This is a genomic window from Aquirufa sp. A-Brett2-W8 (assembly GCF_054558755.1).
In genome coordinates this window covers 22,750-37,885 of sequence record NZ_JBPXKS010000004.1, presented here as the reverse complement: position 1 = coordinate 37,885, position 15,136 = coordinate 22,750, and the positions used below count along the sequence as shown (strand labels likewise).

Below are 15,136 nucleotides of genomic sequence, written 5' to 3'. Positions count from 1 at the left end.
AAAACAAAAGACCCTAACATCGCTGTTAGGGTCTTTATTAATTGAAGTGGTAGATCCCGGACTCGAACCGGGGACACACGGATTTTCAATCCGATGCTCTACCAACTGAGCTAATCCACCTCAATTGCCCGCGTTAATCGGGAGTGCAAAAATAAGTAAAATTTTATTTAATCCCAATCTTGGGCTAAAAAAACCGAATAAATCTCGCAAGGAAGGGAATTATTCCCCGAATAGTCCGCTCGACAAATAGCGATCTCCACGGTCGCAAATGATGCAAACGATCACGCCTTCCTCTAACTCAGTTGCTAAGCGAAGGCTGGCTAATACGCCGCCACCGCTGCTCATTCCGCCGAAGACACCTTCGACTTTGGCTAAGGCACGTGTCATTGCCGTCGCATCTGCTTCGGAGATGTCCATGATGCGGTCTACGCGGGAGGGATCAAAGATTTTAGGGCGGTATTCGATAGGCCAGCGGCGGATACCGGGGATTTTCGAGCCGTCTGTGGGCTGGCAGCCGATGATTTGAATTAAAGGATTTTGTTCCTTTAAATACATCGAGGTGCCCATAATGGTGCCGGTCGTTCCCATCGAAGCCACGAAATGAGTGATTTGGCCAGCAGTGTCGCGGTAGATTTCGGGACCCGTTGTTTTATAATGGGCCAAATAATTATCTGGATTTTCGAATTGATTCAGCATAAAAAACTCACCAGACGCCGCTTTTTCGACAGCATAGTCCCGAGCGGATTCGATGGTTTCTGTCAGCGTCACGGTAGCGCCAAAAGCCTGCATCGTCAGCACGCGTTCGCGCGTCGAATTCGAAGGCATGGCTAATTCAATTTCGATGTCATATAAACGGGCGATCATCGCAAGTGCGATTCCGGTGTTGCCGGAAGTTGCCTCGATGAGCTTCATCCCAGGCTTTAATTCGCCGCGGGCGATGGCGCCTTCGATCATGCTTTTGGCTGCGCGGTCTTTGACCGAACCTCCCGGATTATTTCCCTCTAATTTCCCAAAAATCTTCACCTTCGGGTTCGGGTTCAGGCGAGATAATTCGACTAAAGGCGTGTTTCCAATTAAATCTAACAGCTGGCTCATATTAATCTTGGATGACTTTGACGTTCTCTTGGTGGTAAATCTTCGTATTCGCCGGCACGCTGCGCGTTAACCAGACGTTTCCGCCTATAATCGACCCCTTTCCTACGACGGTTTCCCCTCCTAAAATAGTGGCACCCGAATAGATGACTACTCCATCTTCAATCGTTGGATGGCGCTTCGTGGAGGCCATCGATTTATCCACAGAAAGGGCTCCTAAGGTTATCCCTTGGTATAATTTCACGCGTTCGCCTATCACCGTTGTCTCACCAATCACGATTCCCGTTCCGTGGTCCATGAAGAAATAGCGACCGATGCTGGCACCCGGGTGGATGTCGATTCCGGTTTTGGAATGTGCATATTCCGTCAAAATGCGAGGTATCAAAGGTACTTTTTCCTGGTGTAATCCGTGCGCTAAACGGTAAAAGGCCAGCGCATAAAATCCGGGATAGGTGCGAATCACTTCATACGAAGTCGTCGCCGCCGGATCGCCAGCGACCATCGCTTCTACGTCCGTTTGCAACAGGTCATAGATGGCTGGTATTTGGCCTAAAAAGCGATGAGAAATGACTGCAGGATCTTCCGTAAGCTGCTCTTTCATCGAATGCAATAAGCTTTCTAATCCATTTTCGATGCTTTCCCAAACGGCTTTCAGTTCTTCCGGTGTAGAAAAATGCTTGAGCGTTTGTTCCGGGAAAAGCGTCAACACGATTTTCGTAAATAGCTTCTTGATGTCAGAGGTCGCCGGAAATGGAGGCGTCTGCTGATGTTGCGTTAATAATTGATCTAAAAATTTCTTAGGAAGCATGTGTTAAAAGTAATTCGGTTTGTTCGATCGGGTCTAATGTGCGGACCTCGATGCGCGTAATTTGTGATTCGTTTCGTTGCTCTAAGCCATACATATAGGCCTTGTCGTAGTAATGCAGCGTGATTTCGGCGACTAAACTGAAATCCCCGGCGTCCAGTGCTTCCATCGCGATGGCGTAGCGGTCCAGGCCTAAGCGTTTCTTTATTTTGTCCAAAGCCGTAGCTAAATCCTCCTTCGGATACGACGCATACACGTGTACTAAATGAGGTAAACGGTAAAGAGCTTCAATGTCTAAAAATACAATCGGGGCCTCTCGCAGTTGATTATACAGCGGCGCACTCATGAATACCTTGCCTATATGGCGACTTTCATCCTCCACCCAGATCTCTTGCTTATAATCAAAACCGCGCAAAACGCGGTGCACTTCATTCTCAAAATGCTCGCTCGTAGGCTGTTCCTCTAGACCTAAATGTCCAAAAGCCGAACCCCGGTGGTGTGCCAAGCCCTCTAAATCCAAGACCTGGCGGCCTCTTTTTTCTAATTCATGCAAGATTTCCGTCTTCCCAGATCCTGTTTTCCCCCCTAAAACGCGGAAGGGAATAGGCTGATCAAATATCGCCAAAACCTCATTGCGATAGGCCTTATATCCACCCTCTAAAATTTTCACCTGTAATCCCGCCGTCTCAAAAAGCCAGGCCATACTGCCAGACCGCATGCCTCCTCGCCAGCAATGCACAAGCACGGTATTATCGACGGCTAGTTTTTTCGCTTTCTTTACCCATTTAGCGAGTTGCGGCCCCACCATTTCTAAGCCTAATTCAATCGCTTGATCTTTTCCCTTCTGCTTATAACAAGTGCCCACCGCCGCGCGTTGTTCATCGTCAAAAATGGGGAATGAAATCGCTCCAGGAATTCGAGCCCGCGTATATTCTCCAGGCGATCGTACATCGAGCACCGGGATTATTTTTGCGGCTTCGAGGAAGTCTGACGGACTTAGTTTTTCGGGCATATAAGGGTTATTTCGTAGAATTCGAAGTGTAATGGATCGAATGTCTGTAGTAATTCTTGTATAAAATCAGGATGATCGCTCGCGAATTCAAGGAAGTTCGTGTGGCGTTCTTGCCATTCTCCCCTAGGAAATAGGGCTTCCTTTAATGCCAAAACCTGTCTCACCTCATCCCCTTGATTGCGTTCGTCCGCGCGCTTCAATTTCTTGGCTAAACGCTCGAGACCTTTGGTCCAGCGTGCCTCTTCGGCTAAAACACTAGCTTCTAAGGTGGGATCGATGGCTTTTGCTCGTGCGGCTAGCTCAGTTAATATGGGTTGTAATGCTTGTACCTCACCATCCGTATCGAGTGTATGTTCCGTGCGTCCTGCCACAAAATCGCGGCGTAATGCGAGTTCGTTTTTAAACAAATCCGCTAAACTTAAACCGAGTTTCTCCGCCTTCTCCGCCTGCTTTTGCGTCTTCACGATCGCAAAGTTGCGCGGCAATAAAATAGGGAACGGGATTTGGTGTAAATCGAATAGCCCTTTTAGTTGCAGCCAATAGGCTACCTCCGCTGGTCCACCTATGTAGGCTAGGTTAGGTAAAATAACTTCTTGGTACAAAGGGCGTAAAATCACATTCGGGCTTGCTTCTGTAATTTCGACAGAATCCCCTTTTTCTAATCGGACGCGATCGGTAGCAGTCAGGCGAAAAAGGTTCACCGGACGCGCCGAGACCTGTGTTTTATAACCTAAGGCCTCTAATTTCTCTGTGGTCGCACGCACGATAGGTTCGTGCACCTGCTGTTTCAAATCAGCCTCCATGATAGGAGCGAAAATCGACTTTAATCGCGCATCATCCGCATCTAGACAGACTAAACCTTCGGCTCCGAAAAGCGCATGCATATATATTCGGACTGCTTCAGAAAGGGTTTTACCCTCCGAATAAGCCTGATCGAAAATTTCATTTCTAAATGGAATCTTAGGAAAATCACTGAGATTGAACCGCCCTACGGCTCCTTTTTGGGAAGTATTCCATTCGTATTTAGTCCCGAAAGCAAAGAAGTGATTAATCTCCTCAAAATCATGGTCCTCCGTCGCCATCCAATATACGGGTACAAAGCGTTGGGAAGGGTATGCTGCACGAAGAGCGCGCGCTAAATTAATCGTCGAAACCAACTTATAAATCACATAAAGTGGCCCCGTATAGATATTTAATTGATGTCCCGTGGTCACCGTAAAGGTATTCTCCTCTCGCAAATCCACTGCCGGCATCACCGCCCCAATGGCCGCATATTGTTCGGTCAAAACGGTTTGCAAAACGACTCGCGAAGAAGCAGGAAACCCTTTTTTATCTGAAATTTGCTCTTTGAACTTTGCAATTTGAGGACCATTCCCATAAAATTCCTGTAACGCTGGTTTCTCTGCTAGATAATCAAGTAGCAGTTTGGAAAAAGCGTTCAAAGAAGAAAAAGTATGCTTTTTATGAGACATTTTTGGCCGCGGAATGTTTTGTTCTAATGCTATTGTAAACGCTGTCAGGAATGGGAACGTTCAATTTCTCAGCCGAACTCTCCGGTTTTTCCCAATTCAAATACCCTTTCACCCAGGCAAAGGCAAGTCCTAAAGCTAAAATTCCCACGAATAATAAAATCTCGACCAGCGCATAGAGGGGGAATTCAGGCGCTGCCGCCGAAAGTTCCTTATTCTTCAATAAAGTAGCCGTAGGAAATAGGAAAACTAATTCAATTTCAAATAATACGAATAACAGCGCAATCACATAAAAGCGTGGATTGAAACGAATATTCGCATTTCCCACGGGTGCTTCACCAGATTCGTAGGTGCTGTTTTTCTCGACATTGGGGCGATTAGGGCGGATGAATCGGGCAAGCGTCAGAATCAAGCCTAGGAATAAAATCCCAGCACCTAAATAGGCAGCGACATAGCCAAATTGTTCGATCATTTTTTCAATTTCATATACCCCTTGATTACCGTAAAAGTGGTGATACCAAGGAAGAATATAATGATGTATTGTACGTAGTTGATGATGCCGGGGAAATTTTGGCCTAAATAATAACCTCCAGTAACTAGAATACCTACCCACATAGCGGCTCCCACTAGATTCAGCAGGATAAATTTATACCAAGATAAGTGGCTAATTCCAGCTAAAATGGGCGTAAACGTGCGCACGATGGGTAAAAAGCGACTGATTACTAGCGCCATAAAACCGTATTTATCGAAAAATTCCCGAGTCGAATCCAAGTGTTTTTTCTTGTAATACCAGCCATCTGGTCTGTTCATTAGCGATTTTCCGAAAAACCGCCCGCTTAAATAACCCACGAGTGAACCGATCACGGCCGCCCCAAAAATACTTAATAATAAGGTGCTTAAAGGCTCTTTTAGCACTCCGGTGCCGCCAAAAACGCCCGTCAAAAACAATAAATAATCACCAGGAAGGAAAAACGCGAAGAAAAGGCCATTCTCAGCGAAAACAATCAGGGTAATTACTATCAATCCGGATCGGATAATAGTTTCAGAATCAGTGAGCTGATGCCACAAAAGATTTATTTCATCCATGATTTAGGCCTACATTCCATCTTAATATTAAAATGAAAACATAAATATGGGTGAAAAATTCGAATTTTTGTTACATTTGGGGGATGAAAAATGTCCTTGCATACGTTCTTTTTGTTCTTTTATTCGCCAGCGGCTTGTTGCCCAAGGTGGGTATGGAGCAGGCCATTAAGGCGAACGAACTAGTGAAGCATTTTCAAGATCACAAGAAGCAAGCTCCGGCAGGTTTCAGTTTTGCCGATTTCCTTTGGATGCATTATTCAGCTGATTCGAAGCATGCAAAAACTACAAGCCACCCCAGTTTACCGAGTTTTGATTTCTCTGGAGCGATGGGCTTTGTGCTTCTAGTTACTTCCTTGTTCTTTGTGTTCGCCGCTAGCCTGATTATTATGCGCCGTCGCTCGGAATTCTACGAAAATAACTACCATTTCTCTATGGAGCGTGTTTTAATCGCGCCTCCCCGATTTTAAAATTACGCCTAAAGGTCGCGGCATGAGCCGTTCATGTAAATGCTTAATTTTAACATCATGATTAATTCCATTATAAGTTTTAGTATACGCAATAAATTAGTGGTCGGGCTTTTTGTCTTGGGACTGATTTTTTGGGGAGGATATTCGCTGAGCAAATTGCCCATCGATGCCCTGCCAGATATTACCTCGAACCAAGTGCAGGTGATTACACAATCCCCAGCGCTGGCTACTTCGGAGGTCGAAAAATTCATTACGTATCCGCTGGAAATCTCCTTACGGACCATCCCGAATGTAAAAGATATCCGCTCGATTTCTCGGATGGGTTTATCCATTATCACCGTCGTTTTCGAAGATGAGGTGGCTACGGAAGTGACCCGGCAACAGGTCGCAGAAAAGTTAAAGTCGGCAGAACCTTATTTATTACAAGGCGCTGGAGTGCCTGAAATGGCGCCTATTACGACCGGATTGGGGGAATTCTTCCAATATACCTTGGAAGTAGATAAAGCATTTAAGGATCAATATTCTCTCGCAGATTTACGGACCTACCAGGATTGGTTGATTAAACGCCAGCTTTTGGGGATCAAAGGCGTGGTGGAGGTTAGCTCTTTTGGTGGTAATGTGAAACAGTATGAGGTGGCGGTGGATCCGGAGCGTTTGCGTGCAATGAATGTGAGCGTGAACGATGTTTTCAAGGCGATTCAAATCAATAATTCGAATTCGGGAGGTAGCTATTTAGAGAAGGGGACGGATGCCTATTTCATTCGTTCAGAGGGGATGCTAACGTCCTTAGAGGAGATTGAAAATACGGTTGTTGCCCAAAGAGGCGAAGCCGGTCTCCCTATTCTGGTGAAGGATGTCGCGAAAGTGGGTTTTGGGAAGGCAGTTCGCTATGGCGCCATGACCCGAAACGGAGAGGGCGAAGCAGTGGGTGGCGTCATGTTACTTTTAAAGGGGGCAAACGCGAATCAAGTCGTGCAGGACGTGAAAGTTCAGTTAGACATAATTGGTAAAACCTTGCCGCAAGGAATTCACATCGTACCCTATTTAGACCGCAGTGTCCTAATTGGCCGTGCCATTAATACAGTGGAGAAGAATCTGATCGAAGGGGGATTAATCGTTTTGTTTATTTTGATTTTATTATTGGGAAATTGGCGCGCTGGTTTGATTGTGGCTTCGGTGATTCCACTTTGTCTTTTGTTTGCCTTTGCGATGATGCACATTTTAGGAGTGTCGGCGAACCTGATGAGTTTGGGGGCGATTGACTTTGGCCTGATTGTGGACGGTGCCGTCATCATCGTGGAGTCCATCATTCACCGGCTCCATAGCCATCGAAAGGGTGAGGAATTAAGTCAGCAGGCGATGGATGAGGAAGTGGGTATTTCTGCCAAAGCCATTTTCGGCTCTGCTGCCTTCGGTGTCATCATCATTCTAATTGTTTACTTACCGATTATGGCCTTAGGTGGCATTGAAGGAAAGATGTTTAGGCCGATGGCTCAAACGGTGAGTTTCGCCATCTTTGGTGCTTTGATTTTATCATTGACGTATGTTCCCATGATGTCAGCCTTGTTTTTGAACAAGAAAATCAGTCATGAGTTGACCATCGCGGACCGCATTATGGGCTTTTTATACCGTGGCTATCAACCCATCATTCACTGGGCTTTGAAGCAACGCAAATCGGTAATTATAGGCGCATTTGGCCTATTTGTGGCCAGTGGTGCACTCTTTATGACTTTAGGCGGGGAGTTTATTCCCGAACTGAATGAGGGCGATTTTGCAGTAGAGACGATCTTACCTACGAATGCGTCTCTTTCTCAAAGTATCAAAATCAATACGGCAGCTCAAGCTATGCTGATGAAGAAATTTCCATCAGAAATAAATCAAGTTGTTTCCCGTATTGGGGCATCCGAAATTCCCACCGATCCGATGGGGATAAATTCCTGCGATTTAATCATTCAATTAAAGGATCCGTCCGAATGGAAAAATGCGAAGACCATGGAAGAATTAGAAGAGAAGATGGATAAGGAATTAGATGCTTTTCCAGAGGTCAATTTCGAGTTCACGCAACCGATTCAGATGCGTTTTAATGAGCTGATTGCAGGAGTGAAGTCAGATATTGCGGTGAAGATTTTTGGAGAAGACCTACAAGAATTATTTGATCATGCGACCGAAGCGTCCCGATATATTCGTCAAATCGACGGCGTAGGTGATATTAAGGTCCAGCAAATCGATGGCATTCCTCAACTCGTGGTGAAATACAACCGCGTGAAGATGGCGCAATATGGTTTGAATGTAAACGAAGTGAACTCCGCTATCAAAATGACCTTTGCGGGTGAAACGGCAGGGATCGTGATGGAAGGGGAGAAACGTTTTGATTTAGTGGTGCGGATGGATTCGGTTCACAGACAAGACATCCAAAACCTCCGCGAACTCTATATTGACCTACCTTCCGGCTCACAAATTCCACTGCAAGAAGTGGCAGACGTGAGTTATGAGAATGCGCCTTTAGAGATTTCTCGCGATAACACGCACCGCCGCATCACCATTGGTATTAACGTGAGAGGCCGTGATGTGGAAAGTGTCGTAGCCGATATCCAAAAAGTCATGAAGAACAAAATAACGTTGCCTGCGGGTTATTATGTGACCTACGGCGGAACTTTTGAAAATTTACAAGCGGCGAAATCGCGTTTAGCGCTGGTGGTTCCGATCGCCTTAGCCCTGATTTTCGTCTTGCTTTTCTTTACCTTCCATTCCTTCTTAGAGGCGGCCATTATTTACTTGGCGATTCCTTTATCAGCGATTGGTGGTGTGGTGGCGCTTTGGCTCAGGGGAATGCCCTTCTCGGTTTCGGCGGGGATCGGCTTTATTGCCCTGTTTGGTGTCGCGGTTTTGAATGGAATCGTTTTGCTGTCCTACTTTAAGCAATTAGCGGAGGAAGGCTTAGGTGTGGACGAGCGTTTGAAGAAAGGCTTGGAATTGCGTTTTAGACCCGTGATTATGACCGCGGCGGTGGCGTCTTTAGGTTTCTTGCCCATGGCGCTGAGTCACTCACCTGGAGCGGAAGTTCAGCGTCCATTAGCGACGGTCGTGATCGGTGGTTTGATCACCGCGACTTTTTTAACCTTAGTCGTTATTCCAGTCGTATACTCGATCGTGATGGGCCGTAGAGAAAAGATGTTGAAGGCCAAAGGACTAGGCATGATCGTTTTATTTATCTTGATGTCATTTAGTTCGTTTGCAGTGACTAAGCCGGAGGCGACTAAGTCACGAAGTGACGACCCATTGACAAAGTCGCAAAGCGACGACTCCCGCCTGTCGACTAAGTCACACTGCGACGACTCATTGACTAAGCCGGAGGCGACTAAGACGCAGTCGACTAAGTCACGAAGTGACGACCCCTCCCTTCGGACTCTTTCCCTCCGGGCTTGCCTCGCACAAGCCTCCACGCGCAACGCCCTCCTTGCCACCGGCATCGCCGACGTAAAAACCTCAGAAGCCCTCATCAATTCCGGGAAGGAATTGCCCAAGAGCACAGTCGATGCGCAGTACGGAAAGACGCAGACCTCTTCTAGTCAGGATTATACGTTGATGGCATCCCAAAGCATCCCATGGCCCACACTATTGAAGGCACAGGTGAAGGCTTTGATTTCAGCGAAATTGATGAGTGAAAAGCGTTTAAAAATCACCCAAAACTTAGTGGCATCGAGCGTGAAATTCTATTATTACCAGATTTTGGCACAGCAAAAAAATCTAGCATTTTTGCAAGCACAAGATAGCCTATACACGCAGATGAAGCGCGCGGCAACCATTAAATTCCAACAAGGCGAGACGAATCGTTTGGAATTAATGGCGGCTGAAACCCGTTTGAGAGAGTTTCAGCAGAAGCGAATCGCGCTAGAAGCGGACCAGAAAACGGCCTATCAAAACCTGGCGTATTGGATTAATGAACCCGGCGAATTCGAAATCGAAGGCAAGGAATCCCTGACAATGGAATCCGGTGCTGCGGGACTTGATCTGTCTAAAAACCCAACCATCGAACTTTTAGCCGAGCAGGTGCAACATGGGAAATTGCTGACAGCAGTAGAACAGGAACGCTTGAAACCTGATTTGCGATTTGGTATAACCTCTCAGAGTATTGAAAATGTAGGGGGCCAAAACTTTGTTCAAGCTGGCCTGGCTATTCCAATTTTTATGAAGGGCCAGAAAGCCAAAATCGCCTCTGCCAAATTGCAAGAGGAGGCTTTTGTCAGCCAAAAAATCCAAGCCGAATCGGCTTTGCAAACGGATTACAAGAATGCAGAGGCAGCAGTCGCAAAATACCGCGCTAGTTTAGCCTACTATACCTCCACGGCGATCCCGCAGGCGGCTTTATTAGAAAAGACAGCCCTGAAAAGTTACCAGCAGGGGGAAATCGAATACGTCGAAATGTTGCAAAATACGCAGCAGGCTTGGCAGATTCGAGAGAGTTATATTCAAGAAGTCAACGCCTACAATCAGGCGATTATCACACGTCAAACAATCATTGGAAATGAATAAGTTATTCAAATTTGCAGCGCTAAGCCTTTTATTCAGCTTAGCCGCTTGCTCGAAAAAAGAAGAAACGTCGGAAGAGACCCCGATGTCAGAAATTAAATTAACGGCGGAACAAAAAACCAACGCTGGCATCGAATTCGGTGTTTTGGAAGAAAAAGATATGTCCACAGAAGTGAAATGTACAGGTGTGGTCGATGTACCACCGGTGTCTTTAGCCTCGATATCGATTCCGATTGCGGGTTATGTGAAGACTACCTACGAATTGCTACCAGGTAAAAAGGTATCCAAAGGCCAGGCCTTAGCGACTTTGACTTCGCTCGATTTCATCCAAATGCAACAGGAATATTTGCAGGCACTTTCGTCTCAGACTTTTATGAGTTCAGAGAAATCACGTCAACAAGTGTTAACGAATGAGGAAGTGGGATCGAAGAAAAAGTTGCAACAATCGGAAGCGGATTTAGGCAATGTGAATGCGCAAGTGAAGGCTTTGGGTTTGAAACTGGAGGTCTTAGGCTGTGATTTGAAATCGCTGGCTAAGGGAAATATCTCTTCTGTTTTAACTTTGCGTTCGCCCATCGACGGTTATATTGAAGATCAATTCCTAGCGATAGGCAAATATGTCACGCCGTCTGATGTGTTAATTAAGGTGGTGGGAATGGAAGATAAGCACGTGGAATTGAAGGTATTCGAAAAGGATTTGGGAAAATTAGACATCGGTCAGATTATCGAATTTGAATCAGAGGGCCAAAAAGCCAAAGCAAAAATCTTCCTTATTGCTCCTCAAGTGGACTTAACAAATCGCACGACCTCCGTTCACGGACACTTTGAAAATAAGGCAGACGAAAAGAACTTTACGGTGGGTCAATTCGTGAGCGCACGTGTTAAAGTGGGTACACAGAAGATTCCAAGCATTCCTCAGGCGGGTTTGGCTCGCGTGGGTAAAGGAGGCTTTATCTATGTAGAAATGGCCAATGGCGTGATGGCCCAGGTGCCTGTGGAAATTTTGAGTTCGACTCCGGAATTTGCTGGAATTAAATTATTGAAAGAATTACCGGCCGGGAAATTAGTCATCAAGGGTGCCTCTGCTTTAGAGGCAATCTTTGCGAAAGATTAATCTGCCAATCCTGTCCAGATCGTATAATCGGCCCATCCTGCAGGTGGGTCGATTTTTTTGTCAAAAATTCCGAAAATGGTCGATCCTGATCCGCTCATGGCTGCATAGCTAGCACCCAAGGCATACATTTCCTCTTTCAGTGACGCTAATAAGGGGTAATGTGGGAAGATGCTTTTCTCGAAATCATTCGATATCGTCTCTTTCCAACCCTCTTTCAAAATAGCTTTGCGCAAATCGACCGGGGCTTTTGATGGCGTCACGCCCGCATAGGCTTCCGCGGTGGAGATGCCCACGGCAGGGTATAATAAAACGAGGAATTTGCCTTTCAAATGGGCATTTATCGGACTTAATTGATCTCCCTTTCCTTTCCCAAAAGCCGCCTGATTCGACAGAAAAAACGCACAATCGCTCCCTAATTTTGCCGCATAAGGTTGTAAATCCTCATTCGTTAAGGGTAATTGAAAGAGGTCTCTTAAGCCCTTTAGTGTAAAGGCAGCGTCTGATGATCCTCCGCCTAAACCAGCGCCCATCGGGATAATTTTATGCAGATGAATATGTACCGGAGGCATTTTATGCTCTTTTCGCAACAGCTCATAAGCCTTGTAGCAAAGATTATCTTCTATGTCCCCCTGAATGTCGAGCCCAGAAGAGCTAAAACTAAACTCATCAGAAGGGCTGATTTCTAGCACATCCGTCCAAGGCACCGGAAAGAAGCAGGTCTCCAAATCATGAAACCCATCCTTGCGTTTCTTCGTGATGTATAATCCAATATTGATCTTCGCGTGCGGAAATAAAACCATATTAATCTTCTAAAGAGTTGCCTATCCAACTGAAACGAACCCACAGACTGACAAAGAACAGGATGAGGCTAATTTCTGCGAATAAATATGAAAGGGAGATATGTTCTTCCCAAGTAACGGTTTTCACAATCGAAGCCTCCATTTTATCAATTTCTTGGAAGATTTGTTGTAAAGCCTGGCTATTAGTAGCCCGGAAAAATTTGCCCTTGGTGATGCTTGCGATCTCCCTTAAGGTACTTTCATCTACGGGATCAGTGCTGGCTTTCAGGCTTCCCACCGCAATGGTATAGACTTTAATATTAAAGTTTTTGGCTAGTTCTGCGGAGGTTACTGGATCTAAATTTCCGGCGGTATTGTTTCCATCAGATATCAGGATACTGATTTTCTTGGGGTTTTCGCTGTCGCGGATTTGGTTAATACACATCCCTAACGCATCCCCCAAAGCTGTCCCTTCTTCCACGATTTGTTTCGTCTGGAATTGCTTTAATTGATGCAATAAAAAGGCCGTATCCGTGGTGATGGGGCTAGCTAAATAGGGAGCGCCCGCAAAAGCCACCAAAGCGATAGGATCGTGGCTGCGCTTTCGAATGAATTCCGTCCCCATCGTTTTAGCCGTCTCTAATCGACTAGGCGATATATCCTGCGTCAGCATGGAAGAAGAAATGTCTAAGGCAAGAGCGATGTCGATGCCTTCTACTTGTTTCTTTTGGTGCTTGATCACCCGGTAAGGCCCAGCCGCCACGATGATCAAAGACGAAATGCACAGTATCTGAATGATCATAGGCACATAACTCAGTACCAAAGAAAGGCGATTTTGTTTCAGCGGAACCGATAATGATAATTCGAGGCGAGGTTGATTTCCCCGCTGGCGAAGGTACTTAATAAAGTAAAGCAAAAACGGCCAAATCAAGCCATACAAAAACAAGCCATTCTCCCACTCAAAGCTGAAAAAAGCCTGTATTTGATGCCAGGAATAGAGCGGATTAAACTTCATTATTCTTGATCTTCTCTAGTTCTATTTCGTATAAATTTGTCGCTAAGGCGTCTAAATATTGAACGGATTCCGTCGTTTTAGCAGAGAAATTTCCTCCATAAATGGCCGAATCCATTTCATTTAAAACCTTTTCCATCGCCTCATCTGCCAAATTATCCAGCATCTCCTTCGAGGTAAAGGTCGTGAATGGCAATTGCGTTAATTCCTCTACATATTTCTTCCAGGTAGAAAAGGCTTTCTCTAAATTCGATAAGCCCACAGGCGTGCTTGCCACTTGACGCGTATAGCGCTGGAAAGTACGTCTAAATTCCCGTCTTCGTCTCCACAATAAGTACCGTTGAAATAGTTTCGTAATCGTTTTGCCAAAAATCCAATAAATCAATCCCGCCAAAATAAAAAGACTAATCCCTGTCGCAAATACATTTTTTAGATCTGTTTTAGGGCTAATAGGTTCGATCGGAATGCTTTGGTACAATGAATCTAAATCAATTTGTTCCGGATGCGGCAGCAAGCGTTTTAAGTGAATGCTGTCTACGACCGGGTATATGATCGTGCAATCCGGTTCCTGCACTAGGTAGATGGGAATTTGGAGTTTTTGGACCGGGGCTAAATTAAATAAACGCAAGGTATATACGGCAGAATCCAAAGACCCGGAGGCCGTTGTTTTTGTCGCAAAGAATTCCCTTTTTACGGTTTCAAAAGACCCAAAATTCCGGTTCGCATTCGGAAAAAATACCTCTTGTCCCTTCGGATGACGCACATACAAGGAATAGTGAATCGGCTGCCCTATGACAACGGAATCCTCCTGAAACTTTCCCTTAATGATGAATGGCGTCTCTTGCATTAACGTCTAGCATTAAAAAGTTTCACTAAAGCCGGCACGAAATCTTCTCCAGAACGCAATTCCACGTAATCTGCATGCCATTTCTTGCACATTTCCTTCAAATCTCCGCCGCGGTTTTTCACCTGCTGTTGGAGTAAATTCTTGAACCCTCGCGTAGAGGTATTCACCCAAGTAGTCCGCTTGCGCTCTGGATCGTAAATGGGAATGATGCCCATGGAAGGCAAATTTATCTCTTGCTTATCGAGTGCATGCAAGACCACTAAATCATGCTTTAATGCCGCAGCTCGCAATAAATCCTCGTAACCTTCGTCGATGAAATCAGATAAAACAAACAGTAAACTCTTGCGTTTCAAAGTCTGCAATGCAAAGGTTAGCCCTGCTTTTAAATCCGTCGCCGTATTCTCCGGCTCCACCCGAAAAAGTTCTGAAATCACCTTATAGCCATGTTTTTTGCCCATTGCCGCCGGCATATATTTCTCATTTTTATCGCTAAAGCAGACGAAGCCTAAGTGACTTGCTTCTTGAATAGCCGCAAAGGCTAAAACGCCAGCGACTTCCTTCAACGTTTTGATTTTGCTATTCCCGCGTCTACCCACAGAACCCGAGGCGCTAACGTCAATTAGGAAGAAGACCGTTTGTTCTTTTTCCTCCTTAAATAGCTTTACGAATGTACCATGACCCTTCGATGAGGTGTTCCAGTCAATGTGCCTCACGTCGTCTCCATAATGGTACTGGCGAAGGTCACTAAACTCTAAGCCCGATCCTTTAAAGACGGAGGAAAAATTTCCATGCATTTGCGTGTTAATCGCTTTTCTAATGCGAATTTCCAGCTGAACGACATGGGTCAGGAAGGCTTTGATGTCCATATCCACGAGACTAAATTACCTATTTTTTACCCAATCTGAATGAAATGAGCTAAAAGC

General features: G+C 45.5%; 13 protein-coding genes and 1 tRNA gene. 3 read left to right on the top strand and 11 right to left on the bottom strand.

Features of this window, described 5'->3' with window-relative positions:
• Positions 1-47 precede the first annotated feature (47 nt).
• The 7 genes from ACST13_RS03700 to ACST13_RS03670 form a co-directional block, all read right to left on the bottom strand.
• Positions 48-120, bottom strand: a tRNA-Phe gene (locus tag ACST13_RS03700).
• Between the two features lie 99 nt (positions 121-219).
• The gene (gene cysM / locus ACST13_RS03695) at positions 220-1,095 is read right to left on the bottom strand and encodes a cysteine synthase CysM (protein WP_459521875.1); all 876 of its coding nucleotides are present in this window, start codon (positions 1,093-1,095) and stop codon (positions 220-222) included.
• 1 nt (position 1,096) lies between these two features.
• On the bottom strand, positions 1,097-1,900 hold the full coding sequence (locus ACST13_RS03690; RefSeq protein WP_459521874.1) for a serine O-acetyltransferase: 804 nt from the start codon (positions 1,898-1,900) through the stop codon (positions 1,097-1,099).
• The gene (mnmH, locus tag ACST13_RS03685) at positions 1,890-2,909 is read right to left on the bottom strand and encodes a tRNA 2-selenouridine(34) synthase MnmH (protein WP_459521873.1); all 1,020 of its coding nucleotides are present in this window, start codon (positions 2,907-2,909) and stop codon (positions 1,890-1,892) included. The genes ACST13_RS03690 and mnmH overlap by 11 nt, the downstream gene beginning before the upstream one ends.
• Positions 2,894-4,351, bottom strand: a complete 1,458-nt coding sequence (locus ACST13_RS03680; protein WP_459521872.1) for a bacillithiol biosynthesis cysteine-adding enzyme BshC — start codon at positions 4,349-4,351, stop codon at positions 2,894-2,896. The genes mnmH and ACST13_RS03680 overlap by 16 nt, the downstream gene beginning before the upstream one ends.
• Before the next feature lie 19 nt (positions 4,352-4,370).
• Entirely contained in the window at positions 4,371-4,850 is a 480-nt protein-coding gene (locus tag ACST13_RS03675) for an NADH-quinone oxidoreductase subunit A (RefSeq protein WP_459521871.1), read from the bottom strand.
• On the bottom strand, positions 4,847-5,464 hold the full coding sequence (locus ACST13_RS03670) for a DedA family protein (protein ID WP_459521870.1): 618 nt from the start codon (positions 5,462-5,464) through the stop codon (positions 4,847-4,849). The genes ACST13_RS03675 and ACST13_RS03670 overlap by 4 nt, the downstream gene beginning before the upstream one ends.
• A gap of 83 nt (positions 5,465-5,547) precedes the next feature.
• Between ACST13_RS03670 and ACST13_RS03665 the strand changes: the two genes are divergently transcribed.
• The 3 genes from ACST13_RS03665 to ACST13_RS03655 are packed head-to-tail and all read left to right on the top strand — an operon-like array spanning position 5,548 to position 11,575.
• A complete protein-coding gene (locus ACST13_RS03665; protein WP_459521869.1) occupies positions 5,548-5,931 on the top strand; it encodes a hypothetical protein in 384 nt (127 codons plus the stop codon).
• Between the two features lie 57 nt (positions 5,932-5,988).
• A complete protein-coding gene (locus ACST13_RS03660) occupies positions 5,989-10,464 on the top strand; it encodes a CusA/CzcA family heavy metal efflux RND transporter (protein WP_459521868.1) in 4,476 nt (1,491 codons plus the stop codon).
• On the top strand, positions 10,457-11,575 hold the full coding sequence (locus ACST13_RS03655) for an efflux RND transporter periplasmic adaptor subunit (RefSeq protein ID WP_459521867.1): 1,119 nt from the start codon (positions 10,457-10,459) through the stop codon (positions 11,573-11,575). Before ACST13_RS03660 ends, ACST13_RS03655 begins: the two co-directional genes overlap by 8 nt.
• On the opposite strand, the gene ispE is transcribed toward ACST13_RS03655, so the two are convergent.
• Genes ispE through ACST13_RS03635 form a run of 4 tightly spaced genes read right to left on the bottom strand, consistent with a single transcriptional unit; the run spans position 11,572 to position 15,079 of the window.
• On the bottom strand, positions 11,572-12,375 hold the full coding sequence (gene ispE, locus ACST13_RS03650; RefSeq protein ID WP_459521866.1) for a 4-(cytidine 5'-diphospho)-2-C-methyl-D-erythritol kinase: 804 nt from the start codon (positions 12,373-12,375) through the stop codon (positions 11,572-11,574). The genes ACST13_RS03655 and ispE overlap by 4 nt on opposite strands.
• Position 12,376: 1 nt before the next feature.
• On the bottom strand, positions 12,377-13,369 hold the full coding sequence (locus ACST13_RS03645) for a VWA domain-containing protein (RefSeq protein WP_459521865.1): 993 nt from the start codon (positions 13,367-13,369) through the stop codon (positions 12,377-12,379).
• Positions 13,359-14,213, bottom strand: a complete 855-nt coding sequence (locus ACST13_RS03640; RefSeq protein ID WP_459521864.1) for a hypothetical protein — start codon at positions 14,211-14,213, stop codon at positions 13,359-13,361. Before ACST13_RS03640 ends, ACST13_RS03645 begins: the two co-directional genes overlap by 11 nt.
• Positions 14,213-15,079 (bottom strand): DUF58 domain-containing protein, encoded by an 867-nt coding sequence (locus tag ACST13_RS03635; protein ID WP_459521863.1) that lies wholly within the window; start codon positions 15,077-15,079, stop codon positions 14,213-14,215. Before ACST13_RS03635 ends, ACST13_RS03640 begins: the two co-directional genes overlap by 1 nt.
• Between the last annotated feature and the right edge of the window lie 57 nt (positions 15,080-15,136).